The following is a 25068-nucleotide window of genomic DNA, read 5'->3' on the forward strand; positions in this document are numbered from 1 at the left end:
GTGATCGGGGTGGGCTTTAGGCTATTGGCTCGTCAGCCTTTCATCCCCAAACGCTTGGCCATCCGCCCAAGGTTCGCCCGATCCACCCCCAGCTCCCGCGCCGCACTCGCCCAATTATGCTGATGACGCTCAAGTGCGGCGTTGATCAAGCGCCGCTGAAACTCATCCGTCGCAGTACGCAAATCGGCGCCGACCATCGGCATTGCTTTGGCCAAGCCTGCGTCGACAGGCGCAAGCACGTGATCGACAACCTCATGCGGCAAATCCAGATCCGCCGCACTCAGGCTCAGAATCTTTGGCCGCACCTTGCAGTTACCCAGCGCTTTGAGCGCACTGCGCCCGATCAAATGCTCCAGCTCACGGACATTGCCCGGCCAGGTATAGGCCAGCAGCGCTTCCTGAGCATCACTGTTCAAGCGCAGGCTATTGAGGCCCATGCGCGAGCGGTTCTGCTCCAGAAAGAAGCCGCTGAGCAACAACACATCGCGCCCGCGATCGCGCAGCGCCGGCACCCGCAGCGGATAGACGCTCAGGCGGTGATAGAAATCGGCACGATAGCGACCGCTGCGCACCTCCTCGGCCAGATCGCGATTGGTCGCCGCAATCAAACGCACATCAACCTGATGCTCCTGGTCCGAACCCAGGCGCTGCAACTGACCGCTCTGCAGTACGCGCAGCAACTTGGCCTGAACCGTCAGCGACAGCTCGCCAACTTCGTCAAGAAACAACGTGCCGCCATTGGCCAGTTCGAACTTGCCGCGACGGTCGCTGGTGGCGCCGGTGAAAGCGCCGCGCACGTGGCCGAACAATTCGCTTTCTACCAGTGTGTCGGGGAGGGCGGCGCAGTTGAGGCTGATGATCGGTTTGTCGGCGCGCGCGGAAGCAGCGTGAATGGCTTGGGCGACCAGCTCTTTGCCGACGCCGGTTTCGCCGGTGATCAGAACGGTCAGGTCGCTGCCGCCGACCAGATTGATTTCTTCCACCAGACGTTTGTGCGCTTTGCTCTGGCCGATCATTTCGCGGTTCTGCTGGCCGCTGGCCTGACGGTAAACCTCGGCGCGCTGATGTTCGTCCTCGGCACGAGTGGCCAGACGTTCGATGCGTTCGGCAGCGTTGACCGTGGCCGAGGCGAGGCTGGCGAAGGCTTGCAGGGCATCGAGCTCGATCGGCTCGAAACGCTCGGGATCCAGCGCGTCGAGGGTGATCAGGCCCCAGAGTTTTTCATCGACAAATAAAGGACAGCCGAGGCAGTCGTGAACTTCGAGGTGATCGTCGAGGCCGTCGACCAGCCCATCATAAGGATCGGGCAGCTCGCTGTCGGCAGCGAAGCGCGTCGGCCCGGCACCGGCCAGGAGAATTTCGAAGCGCGGGTGCTCGCTGACTTTGAAGCGCCGGCCCAGGGTGTCGGTACTCAAACCATCCACCGCCAGCGGCACCAGTGATTCGCCATCCAGACGCAACAACGCGGCGGCATCGCAAGGAAGCAAGGCGCGCATGGCCTCAAGCAGGCGCCGGTAGCGCTCACCTTCGGGCAGTTCGCGGGACAGGTCGGCGACCAGAGGCAGCAGGGCGGTAAGCAAGGATTTGGCGGTCATGGGTATGTAGTCAAAGAGACAAGGTGTAGTCGCGATGACTATACGTCCATTTGTGTCGAAATGACTATGTCGATTTCAAGCTATTGATTCTAAAGCATTAATTAGTTGGCACGAAAGCTGATATCCCTAAGGCAATCTTTCAAGAAAGCGCAGGAGTCACCTTATGCTTAGCGTCCAGGATCGTGCCATCGTCAAGTCCACCGTGCCTCTGCTGGAAAGCGGCGGCGAGGCGTTGATCACGCATTTCTATCGCATGATGCTCTCCGAATACCCGGAGGTGCGCCCGCTGTTCAACCAGGCGCATCAGGCCAGTGGCGATCAGCCGCGTGCCTTGGCCAACGGCGTGCTGATGTACGCCCGGCACATCGATCAACTCGACCAGTTGGGCGATCTGGTGGCGAAGATCATCAACAAACACGTCGCCCTGCAGATTCTGCCGGAGCATTACCCCATTGTTGGCACCTGCCTGCTGCGCGCCATTTGCGAAGTGCTCGGCGAAGAGATCGCCACGCCTGAGGTGATGAGTGCCTGGGGCGCTGCGTACGGGCAACTGGCCGACATCCTGATCGGCGCGGAAACCGCGATCTATGACCAGAAGGAACACGCCGTCGGTGGCTGGCGCGGTGCGCGTGAATTCATCGTCGCGGCGAAAGTACAGGAGAGCGCGGAGATCACCTCGTTCTACTTCGAACCGGCGGACAAAGGGCCGATTCTTGCGGTCGAGCCGGGTCAGTACATCGGCATGAAGCTGATCCTCGATGGCGAAGAAATCCGCCGCAACTATTCGCTGTCGGCACTGGCCAATAACGGTCAGTACCGCATCAGCGTCAAGCGTGAACCGAATGGTCGCGCGTCCAACTACTTGCATGATCAGCTGAACGTCGGCTCGAGCATCCAACTGTTCCCGCCGTCGGGCGAATTCACCCTGGCGGCCAGCGACAAGCCGCTGGTGCTGATCAGTGGCGGCGTCGGCATCACCCCGACGTTGGCGATGTTGGAAGCCGCGCTGGCGACCGAACGTCCGGTGCACTTTATCCACTGCGCGCGCAACGGCAGCGTTCACGCATTCCGTGACTGGGTCGATGGACTGGCGGCGCGTCATCCGCAGCTCAAGCGTTTCTATTGCTACGCCGAGGAGGATGGTGTCAGCCCGGCGGCGGACAAGGTCGGCTTGTTGAGTCAGGAACAGCTCGGCGAATGGCTGCCGGCGCAGCGTGATGTCGATGCGTACTTCCTCGGGCCGAAAGGGTTCATGGGCGCGATCAAGCGGCATTTGAAAGCGTTGGGCGTGCCGGAGAAGCAGAGCCGCTACGAGTTCTTCGGGCCGGCTTCTGCTCTGGAGTGAATCTGAAAGCGAGGCGCCTGCATTGGCGAGCAAGCCCGCTCCCACACCGAAGCTGCGTCCAGCACAAATTGTGTGCAAGGCACGGTCTAATGTGGGAGCAGGCTTGCTCGCGAAGGGCTCGACGCCAATTCCGACACGAGGTTAATCATTCCTTAACCGCTCTATCGTTTATTGCCCCGGTGTAGACTTGCGACAATTTCAGCTGCCAGCCGGCTGAACCATGGACTTACAAAGGAAAGGCAATGAGCGAGGAAACGATGCGGTTGGGACGTGAGCGGCGCTATCTGATGCTGCTGGGGATCATCTGTCTGGCGTTGATCGGCGGTGCGTTGTACATGCAGGTCGTGTTAGGCGAGGCACCGTGCCCACTGTGCATTCTGCAGCGCTATGCACTGTTGCTGATTGCACTGTTCGCCTTCATTGGTGCGGGCATGCGTAGCCGTCGCAGCATCACCGTGTTCGAGACACTGGTAGTGATCTGTGCGATTGCCGGGGCCGGTGTGGCCGGGCATCACGTCTATACGCAGTTCTATCCGGCGGTGAGTTGTGGCGTCGATGTGCTGCAACCGATTGTCGATGATCTGCCGTTGGCGAAAATTTTCCCGCTGGGCTTCCAGGTCGACGGTTTCTGCTCGACGCCGTATCCGCCGATCCTCGGTCTGTCGCTGGCGCAATGGGCGCTGGTGGCGTTCGTGCTGGTGGTGATTCTGGTGCCTCTGCTGACTTCGCGTAATCGAAAAGCGCTGCGCTGAGTCAACTTCTCGGCACAGCTGCCGATAAACAAAACGCCCCGATTTTCGCTGCTGAAAATCGGGGCGTTTTGCATTTCAGAGCGTTTGTGAAAACACCGTGACGAACGGCAATGAAGCGTGCGGCAAATGTGCGACATGTTGTCACACGCGGGCTGTCGCAGGGACTCGGGATGCGGCGGATTGGCCGCCTGTTACATAAAAACATTGGCCAGTTTCAGCGTTTTCGGGCTTCAGCACGGACGTACCAGAGCAGGCAGTTTTAACAGGCGCCGGCAGATGGGCGAAGCCCTTGGAACATCGGGCTTTGCGCTGATCCAGCGGTTGTAGATCGGGTGCAGAGCTGTCTGATTTGAGGCGCTTACGCTGGCGGATTTTGTCGCTTTTATTGAGAAACGCTTTCGATAACTTGCGCAACTTTTGCAAAAATGGCGATGGATTGTTGCTCTGAGTGATAAAAATTATTTCGGGATAAGACATGGTGTATAGGGCGCTACCTATCTACAATCGCCCGCACTGAATTCCCGGCGCTGTTCAGCCTTTATCAAGGAACTGATCAGGAGGTCGGGTGTCGAGCGAGCCGCGAGGCTTTCAAGACACCCTGGTGTCGGTGCCTTTCCAATTTTCCGCACCAAATGGAATTGGTCTGTAACAAGGCCTTTGACCACGAATTCGAATAAGAACTGAACGCTGTCCCAAGGTTTTGTCGAGCGTGTAACGCGCGACGGGCGGCCCTTATTCAATCCAAAGAAAATGCCAACCCTTGGCAGGGTGAAGTGTTGGCGATCAAAACCCAACTGCATTGCGCAAGCTGCTTTAGAGGTCGTGAGATGAGTAAAAACAGGTACCCCAGATTACTAGGCCTAGTGCCGCTGCTCGGCACGTTGTTGCTGGGAGGCTGCAACATGACCTTGCTCAATCCAACGGGCCAGGTCGGCCTGGAACAGCGCAACCTGATCATCACCGCCACGCTGCTGATGCTGTTGGTCGTCGTGCCGGTCATCGTCATGACCTTCCTGTTTGCCTGGAAGTACCGCGCTTCGAACAAGAACGCCGTCTACACGCCGAAGTGGTCGCACTCGACCAAGATCGAAGTGGCCGTATGGACCATCCCGGTGCTGATCATCATCGCCCTGGGCTACATCACTTACATCTCGACTCACGAGCTGGACCCGTATCGTCCGATCGAGTCTGACGTCAAGCCTGTGACCATCGAAGTCGTCGCGCTGGACTGGAAGTGGCTGTTCATCTACCCGGAACAAGGCATTGCCACGGTCAACAAGATCGTGTTCCCGGCGCACACGCCAATCAACTTCAAGATCACCTCCGATGCCGTGATGAACTCGTTCTTCATCCCGGGCCTGGGCGGCCAGATCTACGCGATGGCGGGCATGCAGACCAAGCTGCACCTGATCGCTGACCGCAACGCTGAAATGGACGGTATCTCCGCCAACTACAGCGGTGCCGGTTTCACCGGTATGAAATTCAAGGCTATCTCCACCACTCAGGAAGATTTCGACGCCTGGGTAAGTGAAGTCAAGAAGTCGCCTAAACAGCTTGATCAGGCTGAATACGCGGCCCTGGCCAAACCGAGCCAGAACAACCCAGTCGAGCTCTACTCGTCGGTCACGCCTAACCAGTTCCAGATCATCGTCGACAAGTACGAAGGTATGAAACCGGGCAAGCCGCTGAAGCACGAGAAGAAAGAGAAAGAAGTGGCGGCCACGGATATTGACGCGGGTTCGCATTCAGCTGCCGGGGCAGAGGAGTAAACGATGTTTGGTAAATTAAGTTGGGAAGCAGTCCCATTCCACGAGCCGATCGTGATGGTGACCATCGCCATGATCGCCCTCGGTGGTCTGGCACTGTTCGCTGCGATCACTTACTTCAAGAAGTGGACGTACCTGTGGACCGAGTGGCTGACTTCGGTCGACCACAAGAAAATCGGCGTGATGTACATCATCGTCGCCATGGTCATGCTGCTGCGCGGTTTTGCCGACGCGATCATGATGCGTACCCAGTTGGCCATGGCCACCGAGGGTTCGCCTGGTTACCTGCCACCTGAACACTATGACCAGATCTTCACCGCTCACGGTGTGATCATGATCATCTTCATGGCGATGCCATTCTTCACCGGCCTGATGAACCTTGCAGTGCCGCTGCAGATCGGCGCGCGTGACGTGGCGTTCCCGTTCCTGAACTCCCTGAGCTTCTGGCTGCTGGTGTCCGGCGTTGTGCTGATCAACCTGTCGCTGGGCGTCGGCGAATTCGCCAAGACCGGTTGGGTTGCCTATCCGCCGCTGTCGGGTCTGCAATACAGCCCTGGCGTGGGAATGGACTACTACATCTGGGCGCTACAGCTGTCCGGATTGGGTACGACGCTAACGGGGGTCAACTTCCTCGCGACCGTACTGAAAATGCGTACCCCTGGCATGAAACTGATGGACATGCCGATCTTCACCTGGACCTGCACCTGGGCAAACGTTCTGATCGTGGCTTCGTTCCCGATCCTGACCGCTACCCTGGCACTGCTGACCCTTGACCGTTACATGGATTTCCACATTTTCACCAATGAACTTGGTGGCAATCCGATGATGTACGTCAACCTGTTCTGGGCGTGGGGCCACCCTGAGGTTTACATCCTGATCCTGCCGGCCTTCGGCATCTTCTCGGAAGTGATCTCGGCGTTCACCGGCAAGAAACTGTTCGGCCACCACTCGATGATCTACGCCTCGGGCGCGATCTCGGTACTGGGCTTCATGGTCTGGCTGCACCACTTCTTCACCATGGGTTCGGGTGCCAGCGTCAACGCCTTCTTCGGTCTGGCGACGATGCTGATTTCCATCCCGACGGGTGTGAAGCTGTTCAACTGGCTGTTCACCATCTACCAGGGCCGTCTGCGCTTCACCAGCCAGGTGATGTGGACGCTGGGCTTCATGGTGACCTTCGCCATCGGCGGCATGACCGGCGTACTGCTGGCCATCCCGGGTGCTGACTTCGTGCTGCACAACAGCCTGTTCGTGATCGCGCACTTCCACAACGTGATCATCGGCGGTGCGGTATTCGGTTACATCGCTGGCTTCGCGTTCTACTTCCCGAAAGCGTTCGGCTTCAAGCTGCACGAAGGCTGGGGTAAAGCAGCGTTCTGGTTCTGGATCTCGGGCTTCTTCGTCGCGTTCATGCCGCTCTACGCACTGGGCTTCATGGGCATGACCCGTCGTCTGAACGCCACCACCAACCCTGAGTGGGTACCGTACCTGTACGTTGCCATGTTCGGTGCGGTGATGATCGCTGTCGGTATCGCCTGCCAACTGATCCAGCTGTACGTCAGTGTGCGTGACCGCAACAAGCCAGAGAACGTTTGCGATCACGGTGACCCGTGGAATGCGCACACGCTGGAATGGTCGACCTCGTCGCCACCACCGTTCTACAACTTTGCTGTGCTGCCTAAGGCTGACTGCATCGACCCGTTCACCGAAGCCAAGGAAAACGGTACTGCGTACCAGCGTCCGGCCAAGTACGAGCCGATCCACATGCCGAACAACACCGCCACTGGCGTGGTGATGGGCGCGCTGTTGACCGTCTTCGGTTTCGCGATGATCTGGCACATCTGGTGGCTGGCGATCGCGAGCCTGGTGGGCACCGTCGTTTACTTCGTGATCCACGCTGCACGTGACGACCAGGGCTATATGGTTCCGGTTGAAACGATCGAGCGTATCGAAGCCGAGCAGCACAAGCGTCTGGTCGCGGCAGGGAAAATCCCGGCCAATGCCACCCGTGTTGAAACCTCGTTGGAACAGGCTTAAACCATGTCGAACTTAGTGACCAATGTTGGACACGCCCATGGTGACCATGGGCACGATGACCATCACCACGACTCGGGCGAGATGACCGTATACGGTTTCTGGCTCTACCTGATGACCGACTGCATTCTGTTTGCGTCGATCTTCGCGGTGTACGCAGTACTGGTAAACAACGTTGCCGGTGGCCCGTCGGGCCACGACATCTTCGAACTGCCTTACGTGCTGGGCGAAACCGCTCTGCTGTTGTTCAGTTCGATCACCTACGGCTTCGCCATGCTGGCGTTGTACAAGGGCAAGAAGCAGGCGGTCCTGGGGTGGTTGTTCATGACCTTCCTGCTCGGCGCGGGCTTCATCGCCATGGAGATCAACGAGTTCCACCTGCTGATCTCCGAGGGCTTCGGTCCTAGCCGTTCGGGCTTCCTGTCGGCGTTCTTCACCCTGGTCGGTACCCACGGTCTGCACGTTTCGGCCGGTCTGATCTGGATGGGCGTCATGATGTATCAGGTCAACAAGCATGGCCTGACGTCGACCAACAAGACTCGTCTGAGCTGCCTGAGCCTGTTCTGGCACTTCCTGGACGTAGTCTGGATTTGCGTCTTCACCGTTGTTTACCTGATGGGGACTCTGTAATGGCTAATGCACACTCCCATGACAGCCACGATGCTGGCCACGGCAGCGTCAAGTCGTACGCCATCGGCTTCATCCTGTCGGTAATCCTGACCGTCATTCCGTTCGGTCTGGTGATGTACCCGACCCTGCCGAAGTCGACGACGCTGGCAATCGTTCTGCTGTTCGCAGTGATCCAGGTGATCGTTCACCTGTATTACTTCCTGCACCTGGACCGTTCCATTGCTCAGCGTAACAACGTGATCGCATTCGTCTTCACGGCGATCGTGATTGTGCTGCTGGTTGGCCTGTCGCTGTGGATCATGTTCAGCATCCACACGTACATGATGGCGAAGTGAGGTAGACCCGATGTCGCTCAAGCACTTTATCCAAATCACCAAACCGGGGATCATTTTCGGTAACGTGCTTTCTGTGGCAGGCGGGTTCTTCCTGGCCTCGAAAGGGCATGTCGATCTGGCGGTGTTTCTGGCCGCCATGATCGGTACGTCCCTGGTCGTGGCCTCCGGTTGCGTGTTCAACAACTGCATCGACCGCGACATCGACCTGAAGATGGAACGCACCAAGAACCGTGTGCTGGTCCAGGGCCTCATCTCCCTGAAACTGGCCCTGGTTTACGCGACCATTCTGGGTGTTCTCGGCGTTGCCTTGTTGTACAAGGTGGCCAACCCGTTGGCTGCCTTGTTCGCAGTAATCGGCTTCATCATCTACGTCGGCTTCTACAGCCTGTACCTCAAGCGCAAGTCGGTTCACGGCACGCTGGTGGGCAGTCTGTCGGGCGCCATGCCGCCAGTGATCGGTTACGTTGCCGTGACCAACAGCTTCGACATGGCCGCACTGACCCTGCTGGTGATGTTCAGCCTGTGGCAGATGCCGCATTCCTACGCCATCGCGATTTTCCGTTTCAATGATTACCTGGCCGCATCGATTCCGGTGCTGCCAGTGAAACGCGGCATTCAAGTGGCGAAGAAGCACATCCTGCTCTACATCCTGGCGTTCCTCGTGGCGACCTTGATGCTGACCTTCAGCGGCTACGCCGGCATGAGCTACCTCGCCGTCGCCGCCGCCATGGGCATGTACTGGCTGTACATGGCCTGGACCGGCTACAAGGCAGTCGATGACACCGTCTGGGCACGCAAGCTGTTCGTGTTCTCGATCTTCACCATCACTGCGTTGAGCGTCATGATGTCCCTGGACTTCAAGGTGCCGACAGAGCTGTTGCTGACGTACGCGCCGTAAGGTTTGCAAGCTTCAGGAAAAACCCCGCACGTTGAGAGATGTGCGGGGTTTTTTGTTGGCTGAAATATGCTCGTTCGGGGTGCTGCCATTCGCGAGCAGGCTCGCTCCCACAGTTAGCGGTTGCGGCCACTTGGTAAAAGACCTAGATTCGGATCCAGCCCCGACAGTAGTAGCTCCAAGCCATCCTCCGCTGCTCGACTGTCCTAACCCGTGGATTGATCAAAAGGCTGGGCGTAATGACCGAACGGATGACCTGCGATGAGCGCTTTATCGCCCTGGCTGAAGAACTCAACTACGACATCTATGGCGAGAACACCGCCGGTGGCAATTACGCGCCGCTGATTCGCCATCACGATGAGCTGTACATCAGCGGCATGGTGCCGAGGGTCAATGGCAAAATTCTGTATCCCGGCCGCGTGGGACTGGAATTGAACCTCAAGGATGCGCAAGCCGCCGCAAGCATCAGCGCCATGCGTTGCCTGGCGCTGATTGTCGATGCGGTGGGTTCGCTGGACAAGATTCGCGCGTTGTTGCGGGTCACGGTGTATGTGAAGTCGACCGCTGACTTTGTCGACCTGAGCGAAGTGGCCAACGGCGCTTCGGACGTATTCAGCCATGTGCTGGGCGATGCCGGACGGCATACGCGCACGACCATCGGCGTGTATCAGTTGCCGAAGAATGCGGCGATTGAAGTGGACATGATTGCAGCGTTGCATCCTTCGGCTTGAGGTTATCCCCGCCTCAAACAAAAAGCCCCGCCTGATCACTCAGCGCGGGGCTTTTTTACAGGCGCTTGGCAGCTTACTGCGCCGCGATGCTATACCCGTCAAACGCGGTCTGCTGCTGCAGGGCGGTGATGATGTTCTTGCGGTTCACCGCCTGTTCCGTACCGGCGTTGTCGACGAAGGTTTCGCTCTCCAGCTCGGCTTCATCGCCTTCACCCACAAAGGTGAAACCGAGGAATTCCAGCGCTTCACGATCAACGTTCAGACGCGAACGCGGTGTGCGCATTGGCAAGCTCACGCTGGCGCCGTCCTTGCTGATGGTGAAGATTTCCACTTCTTTCTTTTTTGCGGCCTTGCTCTTGCCACCGCTCGGGTTGCTGATCGCCTGATGGGTCTGATTCAGTACTTTCAGGGCCAAGCCATAAACGATTTCCTGAAACGCCGGATCGTCTTTGAAGCTGGACAGAATGCGCCCGATCGAGAACTTGCTGCTCAGGTCTTCCAGCGCGGCGATGTCCGCCGCCTCGGCGTCTTTCAGGCGCTTGAGTTCGCCCATCAGCTCGTACGCCTTGTCGTCATCAAAGCTGTCATGCGCCTGACGGATCGCCGCCCGCAATTCACGGATCTGGTCGCTTTCGCGGGTCGACTGGAACGCGTCCAGAACCATCTCGCTGATGACTTTGGCTTGGGGCAGGTGTTGTGAAAGATTGATGGAGTTTTCGTATTCCGCTTTGGACGACTGGGTGGCTACGGATTCAGCGGTGTTGAAATCGGACATTGAAATTTCACTACTTTTTTAACTTGAGTTGAGACGAGAAAGCACGAGGTCTTTTTCAGGCCGACTAATTTAGGGGAGCGGGGCGGCGTTGTCACGGAGCAACGGTCTGGTGGTCGGGAATTTTCCCTGTCGTTGTTATTTCAGGCGCGGGCGTTCCATGGCAATCAGCGAAGTTTCGAAACCCAGGCTGGCGAAAAAGGCTTCTGCGCCCTCGCGTCCCGCACGTAGCACCCACGTGATGTCAGGGTTGTCGCCCATCACATGCTCAACCAGCGCACGGCCAATGCCCTTGCGTTGATGATGATCAGCGACCACCACCATCGACAGATAGCCATTGGATATTTCATCAGTGATGCCGCGGGCGAAGCCGACAATGTTGTCGTCGAGCAGAGCGACGGCGGCGCGTTGCGAATTGCCAATCAAGCGAGCGAACGACTCGGCATCGCCGGTGCGATGGCGCCAGCCATGCTCGCCGAGAAACAGCCGCGCCGACTCTGTTTCATCGGGGCGCAAGTTGCGAACGTCGAGCGTGTACTGCATGGATTGAAGTCCTTTTCAGCTTTCGATTGTTGAACGGCGGGCGTCAGGTTTACCCCACGTACGCATCGCAAACTCGACAAATTTCCGCAGCTTCGGCAAACGGTAGCGATCCGGGGCATACAACAAATGCATGGGCCGACTCGGTGGCGGGTAATCGGCGACCACCCTGACCAGTTTGCCTTCGCGCAGATCCTGTTCGACCAGTGCATCGGGCAGCATCATGATTCCCATACCGTTGCGCGCGGCCTGGTGCAGACCGGCAGAGCTATTGATCAGCAGCGGGCCACTCACGTCGACGAGCACTTCGCCATCGGGGCCGCTCAAACGCCAGCGTTTTTCCACCGATTGCCAGTCATCCCCGGCCGGGTAGGCGAAGGACAGGCAATCGTGCTGCTGCAAATCCTGGGGCGTGTGCGGCATGCCACGTCGCGCGATGTATTCGGGGGAGGCGCAGACCGTCAGGGTGTAGTCGATCAAGGGGCGAGCGATCAGGTTGGAAGACTCATCGAAACTGCCCAGCCGGAATGCGACGTCGAGGCCATTCTCCAGCAGATCCGGGCGGCCGTTGGTCAGTACCACGTCGAGTTTCACTTGCGGATACAACAAGGCGTATTCGCTGAGCGCCGGGGTCAGGCGTTCGACGCCGAAGGTCAGCGGCGCGGCAATACGCAGCAAGCCGCGTGGCTCGTCGAGGGCCTGTTCGGCAAGGCGTTCGGAGTCGGCGACCAGACCGAGCACGTCCAGGCAGCGCTGGTAATAGACGCTGCCGAACTCGGTGAGCCGCTGGCGACGGGTGGTGCGCTGCAGCAATTGCACGCCGAGGCGTTGCTCCAGCGCGCGCAGATGATTGCCGACCATGGTCGTCGACATGTCGCACTGCAGAGCGGCTGCGGTCATGCTCCCGCCTTCGACCACTTTGACGTAAACACCCATCGACTGAAACAAATCCATTATCAAGCTCTGCTTTTAAATGATTGAAGTTTTTCCGGGTTTATCCAGTTCAGGTGGCTAACCATACTAAAAAAACACCGACCTGCAATGGAGTTTCACGTCATGACCGCTGCCCTGATGAACACCTACCAACCACTGGCCCTGAGCTTCACCAAGGGCCTGGGCACGCGCCTGTGGGATCAGGCAGGGCGCGAGTATCTGGATGCCGTTGCCGGTGTGGCAGTGACCAACGTTGGCCACTCGCATCCGCGCATTGTCTCGGCGATCAGCGAGCAAGCGGGATTGCTGCTGCACACCTCCAACCTGTACAGCATCGACTGGCAGCAACAACTGGCCAAGCGGCTGACGGCGTTGTCGGGGATGGAGCGCGCGTTCTTCAACAACTCCGGCGCCGAAGCGAACGAGACGGCACTCAAACTGGCGCGCCTGTTCGGTTGGCGCAAAGGCATCGAGCAGCCGCTGGTGGTGGTCATGGTCAACGCGTTTCATGGCCGCACGCTCGGCACGCTGTCTGCCAGCGATGGCCCGGCAGTGCGCCTGGGCTTCAACGAATTGCCGGGGGATTTCGTCAAAGTGCCGTTTGGCGATCTCGCGGCTCTGGAGCAAATACAACGCAAACACGGCGCGCGCATCGTGGCGATTCTGGTCGAACCGATCCAGGGCGAAAGCGGCGTACAAATCGCAGCGCCAGGTTATCTCAAGGCTCTGCGCGACCTGTGCAATCGCCACGCGTGGCTGCTGATGCTCGATGAAATCCAGACCGGCATCGGCCGCACGGGGCAGTGGTTCGCCTTTCAGCACGAAGGCATCGTGCCCGATGTCATGACCCTGGCCAAAGGCCTGGGTAATGGCGTGCCGATCGGCGCCTGCCTGGCACGGGGCCGCGCGGCCGACCTGTTCACCCCGGGCAGCCACGGCAGCACCTTCGGCGGCAATCCTCTGGCCTGTCGGGTCGGCTGCACCGTGCTGGACATCATCGAAGAACAAGGCTTGCTGGAGAATGCGCGGGTGCAGGGCGCACGGTTACTGGAACGCCTGCGCGCCGAACTGGCAGACAACCCGAATGTGCTGGCGATTCGTGGACAGGGCCTGATGATCGGTGTCGAGCTGAAACAACCGGTGCGCGACCTGACGCTGATCGCCGCGCGGGATCATGGCTTGTTGATCAACGTGACTCGTGGCAAGACCATCAGGTTGCTCCCGCCGCTGACGATTGATGAGCGCGAGGTGGGGATGATTGTCAGAGGGGTTGGGCGGGCTCTGGACGCACATTGATTGGTCTGCGCAAAACCCTGTGGGAGCGCATGGCTTTAGTCCGGCACATCTTTAGACTCCGGCGCCAGCATCCTCGTCTTCTGCGCCCCATTCGAGTTGTGCTGAATAATCTCGCTCGGCTGCCCCTGGTCATTGAAAAACACCTGTCCGATCCCTGCTGAATTCCACAGCCGTTCCCCGGCCTCGGCATGTTCCGGCGTATACGGGACGATGCGCATCAGGCGGCGTTTGGTGAACCAGTTCAACGGCGAGCGCGGTGAGTAGAGCCAGCGGTTGAGGCGGTCGAACCATTCCAGCAGCGTTGGCGGGAATTCGTTCTTGATGCCGCTGCTGGTGATCTGCCAGATCCGTGGGCCGGCCTTGCGATGGCGGATAAGGACTTCGTAGACGAAGGAATAATGCACATCGCCTGACAGCACCACGTAGCTTCCTGGTGTGCGCGAGTGTCGGAAAATGTTCAGGATCACCTGTGCCGCGCCGCGATGGGCCATCCAGTTTTCCGCGTCGACCAGCAGCGGATAGCCGCACCAGCTGAACACCTTTTGCACGGTTTCAATCAGCTTCACGCCGAAGATCGGCGCTGGCGAAACGATGATTGCCGAAGGGTGATCGAGCAGTTCCTGTTGCAGCTCGCTCAAGGCTTCCCAGTCGAGCAGGCCCGACGGCTGCTTGAGGGCCATCTCGCTGCGCCAACGCCGGGTGCGCGTGTCGATCACCACCAGCGCCGGACTGCTCGGCAGCACGAAATGCCACTGCTGAAAACGCAGCAACTGATCAATCAGATCGTCCTGCACCGGCATGTCCAGATAGCCGTCGTCGCCACTCGCGCTCAGTTGTGCGGTCTGCTCCAGCATTCCTTTGAAAGCGTCCGGATTGTTGCCCCAGCCCTGACACAACAGATAAGCAATCAGCGCATTGCCGATGATGCGCTTGGAGAACGGATGGCCGTAGGCCGTTTCCTCCCATTGCGCGGAAAGATTCCAGTCATCGGTGATGTCGTGATCATCGAAAATCATCAGGCTCGGCAGATGCGCCAGCGCCCGCGCGACATTGCCCAGGCCCGCCTTGAAGGCATCGATGCGCGTCTGCTCAAGGTGGTAGCGCTTGGAGCGTTCCGGCGTCAGTGTCGGCGCGCTCGGGTTGATCAGCGACCACGGCGTCGGCGACCACACCAGCATGTACATGGCCATGACTTCGGCGAACGTCACCAGGTGATTGTCGGCACTGCTGCTGGTGAAAATCGGCTTACGCGCGCCACCGAAAAATCGCTCGCGCAAGGTCTCGTTGCTCTCCAGCGCCGGTAACAAATCCGCACGGTGGTAGTAGCTGGCCGGGTGCTCATAGAGCTTGGCGCTGTCGCTGACCACGGCGCCGTCAAGGTGCTCATCGAACAGACCCAGGCGCTCGATCAAGGCATGGATCGCCCGCAGCATCGGCCCGGCAACGTCATCGGCATAGACCTGATCACCGCTCATCATCAGCAACGCCGGACGTTGCTGCGCATCGGTTTCGTCGGCCAGCAGTTGGTCGACGCAGAGCAAACCATCGGTTGCCGGATGATGCGGCTTGCGGCACGAGCCGTGGAGCAATTGGTCGATCCGCGAACGCACCACGAGGTTCGCGCAGGCGCCGCCGGGGTAAAGCAGATGCGGCGACCATTCAGCCATACCGATGGTGTCATCGATCAGCAGGTCGTAGTCGATACGGGTGTCGCAGGGCAGGGCGCTTTCGAGTTGAACGTCGATCAGATGCACGAAGGCATGACGGCCTACGGCAATGACCGTGCATTTCTGCGCATCGAGCGGAATATCTCCTACACCCTGCAGGCGCAAGGTCAGCGACAGTTCACGCGTGGCCACCAGCCACAGCACCACGCGTGTCGGTTCCAGCCGCCGCAGCAACGGGCCGGCCAGAACAGGAGGCAGCGAGATCAGGTCATCGGGTGTTGAAAACATTGAGGGCAAAGTTCAAGGCGCACAGGCCGCCGATGATAGCGCAGCCGGCGCCCTGATCCCTTAAATCAGCCTTAAGAGTCGGCTTTTTGCAGTTTCAGCGCCAGCAAACGCCATTCCCCAGCGGTCGCATCAACCCGTGGCAGTTGTTGTACAGAGCAATCGAATCGGTAGGTGACATCGTCGCCATTCATGTTGCGCGCGGTGACGTTGTTGCTGAAGGTGTAGACCTGATCCTTGAAGCGATGGCTGACCAGCGCTTTGCTGTCAGCAAAACGCGCCGAAGCGGGATAACGCAGGGTGCTGGTGACAAACGGGCTGCACATGACATACGCGATCATCGACTTGTCGGCCTGTGCGTCGCCGCGCAGTTTCTTGTTCAGCGCGGCCAGGGCCATGCGGCCCTCATAGTCGCTTTGATCCAGCACCGTCTGTACCGCCATTGATTGCGGTGCCCGACTGATGTAATTCGGCAACAGTGCGGAGTCGGCGGGAGAAGGCATGTCGTCCGCCTCAATGGCAGCAAAAACCGGCGCATCTTTCAGCTCGGTGGCGGGCGTGACCGCCTCGTCTTCAGGCAGCAGAGAGGACGCCTCGACGACTGGCGTGTTCTGCGCCTGCGCTGCTTCGTGATCGAACGACGAAGGAAACAGAGAAAAGGTGATCGACAACATCACCAGTCCGACAATGAAGCCGCCCGCCGCGCCAACGATGTTGCCGTAGAAAATATTCCAGCTGCCGCGATTCTTCACCACCCAGCGCCACATGAAACCCCAGACAGCGACGAACGCCAGAAAACGCAGAAACTCCATTTGATCTTTTTCCTTGATGTCTTTTAGTGCGAAGTCCGCGCGCTTGCCGCAGGTACACTGGTAAAAAGAAGGAAGATAACAAAAGCAACGGCTTATGCCATCGACTTGGCCCCGATAAGGCAAGAAAAAAGCGATGTCCGAAGGCGACGTATTAGACTGCGCCACGGTCGGATCGAGTCGACCATTCCAGAACATCAAGAGAGCAAAGCATGGAAGCTGAGATCAGCGTCTACGAGCACTATTGTGAGCAGGTCAGACACCACCAGGACGAGCGCCGCGCTATTGCGAACACACTCACGGTGGTCATTGGAGCATTGATCGCTGTGATGGCTATTGATCAAAAGCTGGATGAGCAAGATAGCTGGCTTGTCTATGCCCTGATGGTAGTCGGATTACTGGGTTCGGTGTGTATGGTCAAGTGCCATGGGCTGATCAGGTTTTACAAGGCTATGTCTGAAACTATGGCGCTGCGTATCGGATACAACACGCCAGGCCCATTCGATGTGAAAGCGCTCGAAACGGCGGCAATCCTTGCACAACACTGGTTCTGGCGAACAATGCATAAGGTCAGGCTGTGGCACTTGTGGTTGGCGTTTTTCGGATTCGTGTTCGTTGCGGCGGTATCAATGCGTCTCCGGTTACCAACAAGTGACTGGATTCTGGTCAGCGGCACTGTTGGCTGATGATTACTTTGAGGTAAGAGCCTGTCTGCTAGAGGATGTCTTTCAAATACCCCTTCAGCGCGAGCAGCGGCTGACCCAGCTGCTCCATCGACCGCGCCTGGGCCAACTCCGCCGACAACTTGCGCAACTCCCGCCCCAACGGCTTGTCGACCCCACCCAAAGCATCCAGCGCCAGGTTCAGGCATTCGTTCATCTTGAACTGAATGGCCTCGACATCGCCGCGTTTCACCAGTAACTCGAACAGGTCTTTCTGATAATCGCCCATGACCATGTCATCGCGCAGGATCGGGCTCAGGCCTTCTTCTTCGTAGGCGAGTTTGAGGGAGAAAAGGGCGACGGTTTCCAGTGAGGTTTCCATGGGGATGTCTGTCAGTGAAGTGGAGGGCTTGAAACCAATGCGCGAAACGCCAGAGGAGGTTTGACGTGCGGGCGTGATTATACGGGCGGGGATCGCATGCGAGGCAACCAGCAATCGGGCATCTAAAACCTACAAGCTCGCGCAGCATTGACATCCACTTTGATACGACGCTTTGTTTACAAACACTGAACATCAGCGGAGTGACCATCATGGAATACGACATGAAACTGGTCGACGACGCGGTCCTTGCTCTCCTGGCTGCCTATAGCTCCGACGACGGCAATGCGTGGAAGGGCTATGACTTTGAAATCATGAACCGTTTGCACGAACAGGGTTTGATCAGTAATCCGGTTAACAGGAACAAGTCGATATGGTTGACGAAGGAAGGGTTGGAGCGGGGGCGGGAGACTGCTGAGCGGATATTTGGAGCTAAGGAATAGGTTGGGCAAACGCCCGATTCTGTAGTTGAGCTGTTGCTCGGCAAGATAACGTCAGGTTTGATCATGGCTCGCCATGGGGATATGCATACGATTGTTGTTGGTGCGGTTGCACGCAGATCTGCAGGCGAAACGGTAGCGAGTTACTGGATAAGGAATCGGAGGATTTTTGCATTGGGACATCTTCTGGACGAACCACAACTGACTAGGGTCAGAGATGCCTTATCAGAGCCTTTCAATCATTTCCCCACTGATTACGACTACGTCGTTCTTCAGCTAAGGGGCGTTGATCCAGCGGTGCTCTACAGGATTTTTTATTCAGAAGTAGCACCCGTGTGTTTCACAAACGTTGCTGCAGTTCTGCCCACTGTATGGACTGCGTTCGACCCTGATTGGCTCAGATCCGAGATAGAGGAGAGGCTCGCGGCGCGACGGCGCAATTGGTTTCGCAGGCAGTACGACAAACTGTTGGTACGTTGGCTGGAATACAACTATGACTACATGTGGAAAGAGATAGCCTCGAGGCTATGAGGACGTTTTCACGCGGTTTGGTATTCCGCGATGGTGAAAGCCACCTTTTGTTTCACCGATGCGGTGATTCAGGTTCCTTCAAGCTCAATCGTCGGGCGGGGCTTTAGTGCTCGGCATTGCACCAACCATTTTCCTCCAGACGAAAAAAAAGGCCCTGCTTTCGCAAGACCTTTTTCTCTGTGTTGGTGCCCCGAGGGAGACTCGAACTCCCACTCCTTTCGAAAACGGATTTTGAATCCGCCGCGTCTACCAATTCCGCCATCAGGGCTCAATGGCGGCGAAGTATAGAGAGGTGATTACCGTTGGTCAATCACGTTTCATGGTCAATTTTCGATATTTCCGCTAGACTTTCCGGCCCTGCTAGACGAACCCCATCATGCGCGTTGCTGACTTTACTTTCGAGCTTCCTGATTCGCTGATCGCCCGCCATCCCTTGGCCGAGCGTCGCGGTAGTCGCCTGCTGACCCTCGATGGGCCGAGCGGCGCCCTGGCACACCGTCAATTCACTGATTTGCTTGAGCATTTGCGCCTGGGCGATTTGATGGTGTTCAACAATACCCGGGTGATTCCGGCGCGGCTGTTCGGGCAGAAAGCGTCCGGCGGCAAGCTGGAAATTCTCATCGAGCGCGTGCTCGATGCGCACCGCGTGCTGGCGCATGTGCGCTCCAGCAAGTCGCCGAAGCCGGGTTCGAAGATCCTTATCGACGGCGGTGGCGAAGCCGAGATGCTCGCGCGTCATGATGCGTTGTTCGAGTTGGGTTTTGCCGAGGAAGTCTTGCCGCTGCTCGATCGCGTCGGGCACATGCCGTTGCCTCCTTATATAGACCGCCCGGATGAAGGCTCGGATCGCGAGCGTTATCAGACCGTGTATGCCCAGCGTCTGGGCGCGGTCGCGGCGCCGACGGCGGGGCTGCATTTCGATGAGCCGCTGATGCAGGCGATTGCCGCCAAGGGTGTCGAGACTGCGTTCGTGACGTTGCACGTCGGCGCGGGGACGTTTCAGCCGGTGCGTGTCGAGAAGATCGAAGATCACCACATGCACAGCGAGTGGCTGGAAGTCGGCCAGGATGTGGTCGATGCGGTCGCTGCGTGCCGTGCGCGTGGCGGTCGGGTGATTGCGGTCGGCACCACCAGCGTGCGTTCGCTGGAAAGTGCGGCGCGCGATGGTGTACTCAAGCCGTTCAGTGGCGACACCGACATCTTTATCTATCCGGGCCGGCCGTTTCATGTGGTCGATGCCCTGGTGACCAATTTCCATTTGCCGGAATCCACGCTGTTGATGCTGGTTTCCGCGTTTGCCGGTTATCCCGAAACCATGGCCGCCTACAAGGCCGCCGTGGAAAACGGTTACCGCTTTTTCAGCTACGGGGATGCGATGTTCATCACCCGCAATCCCGCTCCAACTGCCCCTGAACAGTCGGGCCCAGAGGAAACAGAATGAGTCGCGAATGTCGAATGTCCTTTGAGCTGCTGGCCACCGATGGCAAGGCTCGTCGTGGTCGCCTGACCTTCCCCCGTGGCACCGTCGAGACTCCGGCATTCATGCCGGTCGGCACGTACGGCACGGTCAAGGGCATGCTGCCGCGCGACATCGTCGCCACGGGCGCGGAAATCATTCTGGGCAACACCTTTCACCTGTGGCTGCGTCCTGGCACTCAGGTGATCAAGGAGCACGGCGACCTGCACGATTTCATGCAATGGAAAGGCCCGATCCTCACCGACTCCGGCGGTTTCCAGGTGTTCAGCCTCGGCGCGATGCGCAAGATCAAGGAGGAGGGCGTGACCTTCGCCTCCCCAGTCGACGGCGCGAAAGTGTTCATGGGCCCGGAAGAATCGATGCAGGTGCAGCGCGATCTCGGCTCCGACATCGTGATGATCTTCGATGAATGCACGCCGTACCCGGCTGACGAAGACGTTGCACGGGTATCGATGGAGCTTTCGTTGCGTTGGGCGCAGCGTTCGAAAAATGCCCACGGCGACAACACCGCGGCGCTGTTCGGCATCGTCCAGGGCGGCATGCATGAAAACCTGCGCATGCGTTCGCTCGAAGGCCTCGACAAGATCGGCTTTGACGGCCTCGCCATCGGCGGTCTGTCGGTAGGCGAACCAAAGCACGAAATGATCAAGGTGCTGGATTATCTGCCGGGCCAGATGCCCGCTGACAAACCTCGTTACCTTATGGGCGTTGGCAAACCGGAAGATCTGGTTGAGGGTGTGCGCCGCGGGGTGGACATGTTCGATTGCGTGATGCCAACCCGTAATGCCCGCAATGGGCATCTGTTCATCGATACCGGTGTGCTGAAGATCCGTAACGCGTTCCATCGCCATGATGAATCGCCGCTGGATCCGACCTGCGATTGCTATACCTGCCAGAACTTCTCGCGCGCTTATCTGCATCACCTGGACAAGTGCGGCGAAATGCTCGGCAGCATGCTCAATACCATCCATAACTTGCGCCATTATCAGGTGCTGATGGCTGGTTTGCGCGAGGCTATTCAACAGGGTACATTGGCCGCCTTTGTCGATGCCTTCTACGCCAAACGCGGACTTCCCGTTCCGCCTTTGGACTGAGTTTTCTGACCCCAAGATTCAACATTTGCAACTGGAGTGCTAAATGAGCTTTTTTATCTCTAATGCCATGGCTGACGCCGCTGCACCGGCTGCTGCAAGCCCAATGGGCGGCGGCTTCGAGTGGATTTTCCTGGTCGGCTTCCTGGTCATCTTCTACCTGATGATCTGGCGTCCACAGGCCAAGCGCGCCAAAGAGCAGAAGAACCTGCTGAGCAGCCTGCAGAAGGGTGACGAAGTCGTGACCACTGGCGGCATCGCCGGCAAGATCACCAAGGTTGCCGATGACTTCGTGGTCCTGGAGGTTTCCGACACCGTGGAAATGAAGTTCCAGAAAGGCGCCATCGCCGCCACGCTGCCAAAAGGCACGCTGAAAGCGATCTAAGAGCAACAACTTCTACTCAATCGACGGGGCGCGCAAGGCGCCCCGCGTTCATAACGGGCGGCGTGATGCTGAACAAATACCCTCTGTGGAAATACATTCTGATCCTGGCGGTGCTGGCGATCGGTCTGATTTATTCCGCTCCCAATCTTTACCCCGATGACCCGGCCATTCAGATCAGCGGCGCCAGCACGGCTCTGCAGGTCAATGACGCCGATCTGGATCGTGTCAGCACGGCGCTGAAAGAGTCCGGCATCAACGTCAAGGCGGCCACGCTGACGGCGGGCGGCAAGGGCGGTCTGATCCGTCTGAGCAAGGCTGAAGATCAGCTGCCAGCCAAGGACGTTGTGCGCAAGGCATTGGGTGATGACTACGTCGTCGCGCTGAACCTGGCACAAACCACTCCGCAATGGCTGCGCAACCTCGGTGCGCACCCGATGAAGCTGGGTCTGGATTTGTCCGGTGGTGTGCACTTCCTGCTCGAAGTGGACATGGACAAAGCCCTCGATGCACGCCTGAAAGTCTACGAAGGCGACGTCAAGAGCCTGCTGCGCAAAGAGAAGCTGCGCTATCGCAGCCTGCCGCAACTGGACGGTGCCATTCAGTTGGGCTTCAGCGATGAAGATGCCCGCGAACAGGCCCGTGCGCTGATCCGCAAGAACTTCAACGATTTCGACATTGTTCCGGCCGACCTCAACGGTCAACCGGTGCTGCGTCTGGCGATGACCCCGGCCAAGCTGGCGGAAATCCGTGAATACTCCATCAAGCAGAACCTGACCACGGTACGTAACCGCGTCAACGAGCTGGGTGTTGCCGAACCGATCGTGCAGCGTCAGGGCGCCAACCGCATCGTGGTTGAGCTGCCGGGCGTGCAGGATACTGCCGAAGCCAAGCGTATTCTCGGCAAGACGGCCAACCTTGAGTTCCGTCTGGCCGCTGAGCCGGGCGCTTCGAAAGCCACTTCCGAGTCGTTCGAATTCCGCGAAGGCAACCGTCCGCCAGCGCAGATCGAGCGTGGTCTGATCATTACCGGTGACCAGGTCACCGACGCCAAGGCCGGTTTCGGCGAGCACGGCACACCGGAAGTGAACATCCGTCTGGATGGCCACGGTGGCGAGCTGATGAGCCGCGCGACCCGTTCCAACGTCGGTCGCAGCATGGCAGTGATCTTCATCGAACAGCGCCCGGTGACCACTTACACCAAGCAGGTTGTCAACGGCGTCGAGAAAGACGTGCCGGTGCAGACCTTCAAGGAAGAGAAGAAGATCATCAGCCTGGCGACCATTCAGTCGCCGCTGGGTGCGCAGTTCCGTATCACCGGCCTGAACGGCCAGGGCGAATCGTCCGAGCTGGCACTGCTGCTGCGTGCCGGTGGTCTGGCGGCGCCGATGTACTTCGCCGAAGAGCGCACAATCGGTCCGAGCCTGGGTGCTGACAACATCACCAAAGGTATCAATGCGTCGCTGTGGGGCATGCTGTTCGTGTCGCTGTTCATTATCGCCATCTACCGCTTCTTCGGCGTCATCGCCACCGTCGCGCTGGCGGTGAACATGGTGTTGCTGCTGGCGCTGATGTCGCTGCTGGGTGCCACGCTGACCCTGCCGGGCATCGCCGGTATCGTGTTGACGATGGGTATGGCGGTCGACGCCAACGTGCTGATCTTCTCGCGGATCCGTGAAGAGATCGCCGCCGGCATGACCGTGCAGCGTGCAATCAACGAAGGCTTCGGCCGGGCATTCACCGCGATCCTCGATGCCAACCTGACCACCTTGCTGGTGGGCGGCATTCTCTTCGCCATGGGCACCGGCCCGGTGAAGGGCTTCGCAGTGACCATGTCCCTCGGGATCTTTACCTCGATGTTCACGGCCATCATGGTGACCCGCGCAATGGTCAACCTGATCTTTGGCGGACGTGACTTCAAGAAGTTGTGGATTTAAGGGGCTGCCATGTTACGTACAATCAACTTCATGGGCGTTCGCAACTTCGCGTTCGGCGTCACCGTGTTGCTTACCGTCATTGCCTTGTTCAGTGTCGCCACCAAGGGCATGAACTGGGGGCTGGACTTTACCGGCGGTACGCTCATCGAGCTGACCTACGAGCGTCCTGCCGATGTCACCAAGGTTCGCGAGCAGTTGGCGAGCTCGGGTTATCACGAAGCTATCGTGCAGAACTTCGGCGCAACTACCGACCTGCTGGTGCGTATGCCGGGTGAAGACCCGCAGCTCGGCCATCAGGTCGCGCAAGCGCTGCAGAAAGTCGGTGGCGACAACCCGGCGACGGTCAAGCGTGTCGAGTTCGTCGGCCCGCAGGTCGGTGAAGAACTGCGCGACCAGGGCGGCCTCGGCATGCTGCTGGCGCTGGGCGGCATCCTGATCTACCTGGCTTTCCGCTTTCAGTGGAAGTTCGCGGTCGGCGCCATCGTGTCGCTGATCCACGACGTGATCGTGACCATCGGTATCCTGTCGTTCTTCCAGATCACCTTCGACCTGACGGTGCTGGCGGCGGTACTGGCGATCATTGGTTACTCGCTGAACGACACCATCGTCGTCTTCGACCGGGTGCGGGAGAACTTCCGCGTGCTGCGCAAGGCGACGCTGATCGAGAACATCAACATCTCGACCACCCAGACCCTGCTGCGCACCATGGCGACGTCAATCTCGACCTTGCTGGCGATCGCGGCGCTGCTGTTCTTTGGCGGCGACAACCTGTTCGGCTTCTCCATCGCGCTGTTCATCGGCGTGCTGGCGGGTACGTACTCGTCGATCTACATCGCCAACGTTGTGCTGATCTGGCTGAACCTGACTACGGAGGATCTGATTCCTCCGGCGAACACCGAGACGGAAGTCGACGACCGTCCATAACGGCCCTCGAAATCCCGGCTGTCAGGCCACGAAAGGCGCGAGTTGAACTCGCGCCTTTTTTTGTGCTCCAAGGCTGGGAGAAGCGCGGGCGCGTCCCGCATGTGATGGTCAGGAGGTTCATGTGAACAAGTCGTTGCTGGTTGGTGCGGTATTGGGTGCTGTCGGTGTCACAGCCGGGGGTGCTGTTGCCACCTACAGCCTGGTTAAAAGCGGCCCTGAGTATGCGCAAGTATTAGCCGTTGAGCCGGTCAAGACACAGATCAAGACTCCACGTGAAGTATGCAAGGATGTAACGGTGACCCGTCAGGCACCGGTGAAAGATCAACACCAGATCGCCGGGACCGTGGTCGGCGCGCTGGCCGGTGGTTTGCTGGGTAACCAGATTGGCGGCGGCACCGGCAAGAAAATTGCCACGGTGGCCGGTGCGGTCGGTGGCGGTTACGCGGGCAACAAGGTGCAGGAGGGCATGCAGGAGCGTGACACCTACACCACCACGCAAACCCGCTGCAACACGGTCAATGACATCAGCGACAAGGTCGTCGGTTACGACGTGCGTTACTCGCTCGACGGCAAGGAAGGCAAAGTGCGGATGGATCGCGATCCGGGCAACCAGATTCCGGTCGACAAGGAAGGCAAGCTGATCCTGTCGCAGAATGAGCCGGGTCAGTAAGGCTCCACTGTTGTGCGAAGAAGCACCCTGCGGGGTGCTTTTTTTGTGCTCGCGATTTCTTCAGCCAACTGATCTCCTGTTGATTTCCCTGATCAGTGTAGGAGCTGCCGAAGGCTGCGATCTTTTGATCTTGCTTTCAAAAAACAAAGTCAAAAGATCGCAGCTACAGGGAATGGTGTTAAATCGCAGG

General features: G+C 58.5%; 26 protein-coding genes and 1 tRNA gene. 18 read left to right on the top strand and 9 right to left on the bottom strand.

The features are described 5' to 3' along the window. Positions 1 to 32: 32 nt before the first annotated feature. Positions 33 to 1595 (bottom strand): nitric oxide reductase transcriptional regulator NorR, encoded by a 1563-nt coding sequence (gene norR, locus CXF97_RS25380; RefSeq protein ID WP_101161984.1) that lies wholly within the window; start codon positions 1593 to 1595, stop codon positions 33 to 35. Positions 1596 to 1758: 163 nt separating this feature from the next. Here norR and hmpA point away from each other — a divergent pair, with 163 nt between their 5' ends. Continuing rightward, complete coding sequence (gene hmpA / locus CXF97_RS25385; RefSeq protein ID WP_101161986.1) at positions 1759 to 2940, top strand: NO-inducible flavohemoprotein; 1182 nt, start codon at positions 1759 to 1761, stop codon at positions 2938 to 2940. A gap of 242 nt (positions 2941 to 3182) precedes the next feature. Then, positions 3183 to 3692: a disulfide bond formation protein B gene (locus CXF97_RS25390; protein ID WP_101161988.1), complete on the top strand. Its 510-nt coding sequence runs from the start codon at positions 3183 to 3185 to the stop codon at positions 3690 to 3692. A 141-nt stretch (positions 3693 to 3833) separates the two neighbouring features. Here the strand turns inward: CXF97_RS25390 and CXF97_RS28100 are convergent, their stop codons facing one another. Next, on the bottom strand, positions 3834 to 4169 hold the full coding sequence (locus tag CXF97_RS28100) for a hypothetical protein (protein WP_157830929.1): 336 nt from the start codon (positions 4167 to 4169) through the stop codon (positions 3834 to 3836). A 350-nt stretch (positions 4170 to 4519) separates the two neighbouring features. On the opposite strand from CXF97_RS28100, the gene cyoA reads away from it, so the two are divergent. The 6 genes from cyoA (at position 4520) to CXF97_RS25425 (ending at position 10083) form a co-directional block, all read left to right on the top strand. Further along, positions 4520 to 5461 (top strand): ubiquinol oxidase subunit II, encoded by a 942-nt coding sequence (gene cyoA, locus CXF97_RS25400; protein WP_024014231.1) that lies wholly within the window; start codon positions 4520 to 4522, stop codon positions 5459 to 5461. Positions 5462 to 5464: 3 nt separating this feature from the next. Further along, on the top strand, positions 5465 to 7495 hold the full coding sequence (gene cyoB / locus CXF97_RS25405) for a cytochrome o ubiquinol oxidase subunit I (RefSeq protein WP_041479948.1): 2031 nt from the start codon (positions 5465 to 5467) through the stop codon (positions 7493 to 7495). A gap of 3 nt (positions 7496 to 7498) precedes the next feature. After that, positions 7499 to 8122, top strand: coding sequence for a cytochrome o ubiquinol oxidase subunit III (gene cyoC, locus CXF97_RS25410; RefSeq protein ID WP_101161990.1), 624 nt, complete (start codon positions 7499 to 7501; stop codon positions 8120 to 8122). Then, complete coding sequence (gene cyoD, locus CXF97_RS25415; protein ID WP_011335842.1) at positions 8122 to 8457, top strand: cytochrome o ubiquinol oxidase subunit IV; 336 nt, start codon at positions 8122 to 8124, stop codon at positions 8455 to 8457. The genes cyoC and cyoD overlap by 1 nt, the downstream gene beginning before the upstream one ends. Positions 8458 to 8467: 10 nt before the next feature. Next, positions 8468 to 9355, top strand: coding sequence for a heme o synthase (gene cyoE / locus CXF97_RS25420; RefSeq protein ID WP_016773305.1), 888 nt, complete (start codon positions 8468 to 8470; stop codon positions 9353 to 9355). A 236-nt stretch (positions 9356 to 9591) separates the two neighbouring features. Further along, a complete protein-coding gene (locus CXF97_RS25425) occupies positions 9592 to 10083 on the top strand; it encodes a RidA family protein (protein ID WP_016773306.1) in 492 nt (163 codons plus the stop codon). A 73-nt stretch (positions 10084 to 10156) separates the two neighbouring features. On the opposite strand, the gene CXF97_RS25430 is transcribed toward CXF97_RS25425, so the two are convergent. From CXF97_RS25430 to CXF97_RS25440, 3 genes are all read right to left on the bottom strand, one after another. Then, the gene (locus CXF97_RS25430; RefSeq protein ID WP_101161991.1) at positions 10157 to 10858 is read right to left on the bottom strand and encodes a hypothetical protein; all 702 of its coding nucleotides are present in this window, start codon (positions 10856 to 10858) and stop codon (positions 10157 to 10159) included. 135 nt (positions 10859 to 10993) lie between these two features. Next, positions 10994 to 11398: a GNAT family N-acetyltransferase gene (locus CXF97_RS25435; RefSeq protein ID WP_101161993.1), complete on the bottom strand. Its 405-nt coding sequence runs from the start codon at positions 11396 to 11398 to the stop codon at positions 10994 to 10996. Between the two features lie 15 nt (positions 11399 to 11413). Continuing rightward, positions 11414 to 12349, bottom strand: coding sequence for a LysR family transcriptional regulator (locus tag CXF97_RS25440; RefSeq protein ID WP_101161995.1), 936 nt, complete (start codon positions 12347 to 12349; stop codon positions 11414 to 11416). Between the two features lie 102 nt (positions 12350 to 12451). Between CXF97_RS25440 and CXF97_RS25445 the strand changes: the two genes are divergently transcribed. Then, entirely contained in the window at positions 12452 to 13624 is a 1173-nt protein-coding gene (locus CXF97_RS25445) for an aspartate aminotransferase family protein (RefSeq protein ID WP_101161997.1), read from the top strand. A 35-nt stretch (positions 13625 to 13659) separates the two neighbouring features. Here the strand turns inward: CXF97_RS25445 and CXF97_RS25450 are convergent, their stop codons facing one another. Continuing rightward, positions 13660 to 15579 carry an alkaline phosphatase D family protein gene (locus tag CXF97_RS25450; RefSeq protein ID WP_101161999.1) on the bottom strand — a complete coding sequence of 640 codons (1920 nt, stop codon included), beginning with the start codon at positions 15577 to 15579 and terminating at the stop codon, positions 13660 to 13662. 71 nt (positions 15580 to 15650) lie between these two features. Then, positions 15651 to 16388, bottom strand: a complete 738-nt coding sequence (locus tag CXF97_RS25455; protein ID WP_101162000.1) for a hypothetical protein — start codon at positions 16386 to 16388, stop codon at positions 15651 to 15653. A gap of 209 nt (positions 16389 to 16597) precedes the next feature. Here CXF97_RS25455 and CXF97_RS25460 point away from each other — a divergent pair, with 209 nt between their 5' ends. Continuing rightward, a complete protein-coding gene (locus CXF97_RS25460) occupies positions 16598 to 17071 on the top strand; it encodes a hypothetical protein (RefSeq protein WP_101162002.1) in 474 nt (157 codons plus the stop codon). 28 nt (positions 17072 to 17099) lie between these two features. On the opposite strand, the gene CXF97_RS25465 is transcribed toward CXF97_RS25460, so the two are convergent. After that, positions 17100 to 17429, bottom strand: a complete 330-nt coding sequence (locus CXF97_RS25465; RefSeq protein WP_101162004.1) for a hypothetical protein — start codon at positions 17427 to 17429, stop codon at positions 17100 to 17102. Positions 17430 to 17650: 221 nt separating this feature from the next. Here CXF97_RS25465 and CXF97_RS25470 point away from each other — a divergent pair, with 221 nt between their 5' ends. Together CXF97_RS25470 and CXF97_RS28595 are read left to right on the top strand one after the other, a co-directional pair. Then, complete coding sequence (locus CXF97_RS25470) at positions 17651 to 17869, top strand: DUF6429 family protein (protein WP_256589933.1); 219 nt, start codon at positions 17651 to 17653, stop codon at positions 17867 to 17869. A 171-nt stretch (positions 17870 to 18040) separates the two neighbouring features. Next, positions 18041 to 18397 carry a hypothetical protein gene (locus tag CXF97_RS28595; RefSeq protein ID WP_101162008.1) on the top strand — a complete coding sequence of 119 codons (357 nt, stop codon included), beginning with the start codon at positions 18041 to 18043 and terminating at the stop codon, positions 18395 to 18397. 183 nt (positions 18398 to 18580) lie between these two features. On the opposite strand, the gene CXF97_RS25480 is transcribed toward CXF97_RS28595, so the two are convergent. Then, positions 18581 to 18665: transfer RNA gene (locus CXF97_RS25480), tRNA-Leu, on the bottom strand. Between the two features lie 108 nt (positions 18666 to 18773). On the opposite strand from CXF97_RS25480, the gene queA reads away from it, so the two are divergent. The 6 genes from queA (at position 18774) to CXF97_RS25510 (ending at position 24878) form a co-directional block, all read left to right on the top strand. After that, positions 18774 to 19838: a tRNA preQ1(34) S-adenosylmethionine ribosyltransferase-isomerase QueA gene (gene queA / locus CXF97_RS25485; protein WP_101162010.1), complete on the top strand. Its 1065-nt coding sequence runs from the start codon at positions 18774 to 18776 to the stop codon at positions 19836 to 19838. Between the two features lie 14 nt (positions 19839 to 19852). Then, entirely contained in the window at positions 19853 to 20968 is a 1116-nt protein-coding gene (tgt, locus tag CXF97_RS25490) for a tRNA guanosine(34) transglycosylase Tgt (protein WP_160768392.1), read from the top strand. 43 nt (positions 20969 to 21011) lie between these two features. Further along, entirely contained in the window at positions 21012 to 21350 is a 339-nt protein-coding gene (yajC, locus tag CXF97_RS25495; RefSeq protein WP_016773317.1) for a preprotein translocase subunit YajC, read from the top strand. Between the two features lie 65 nt (positions 21351 to 21415). After that, entirely contained in the window at positions 21416 to 23284 is a 1869-nt protein-coding gene (secD, locus tag CXF97_RS25500) for a protein translocase subunit SecD (protein ID WP_101162012.1), read from the top strand. A gap of 9 nt (positions 23285 to 23293) precedes the next feature. Beyond that, positions 23294 to 24208 (top strand): protein translocase subunit SecF, encoded by a 915-nt coding sequence (gene secF / locus CXF97_RS25505; protein WP_101162014.1) that lies wholly within the window; start codon positions 23294 to 23296, stop codon positions 24206 to 24208. Between the two features lie 121 nt (positions 24209 to 24329). Beyond that, the gene (locus CXF97_RS25510) at positions 24330 to 24878 is read left to right on the top strand and encodes a glycine zipper 2TM domain-containing protein (RefSeq protein WP_007956693.1); all 549 of its coding nucleotides are present in this window, start codon (positions 24330 to 24332) and stop codon (positions 24876 to 24878) included. The last annotated feature ends 190 nt before the right edge of the window (positions 24879 to 25068 follow it).

Source organism: Pseudomonas sp. Choline-02u-1, from assembly GCF_002836515.1.
Taxonomy (GTDB): domain Bacteria; phylum Pseudomonadota; class Gammaproteobacteria; order Pseudomonadales; family Pseudomonadaceae; genus Aquipseudomonas.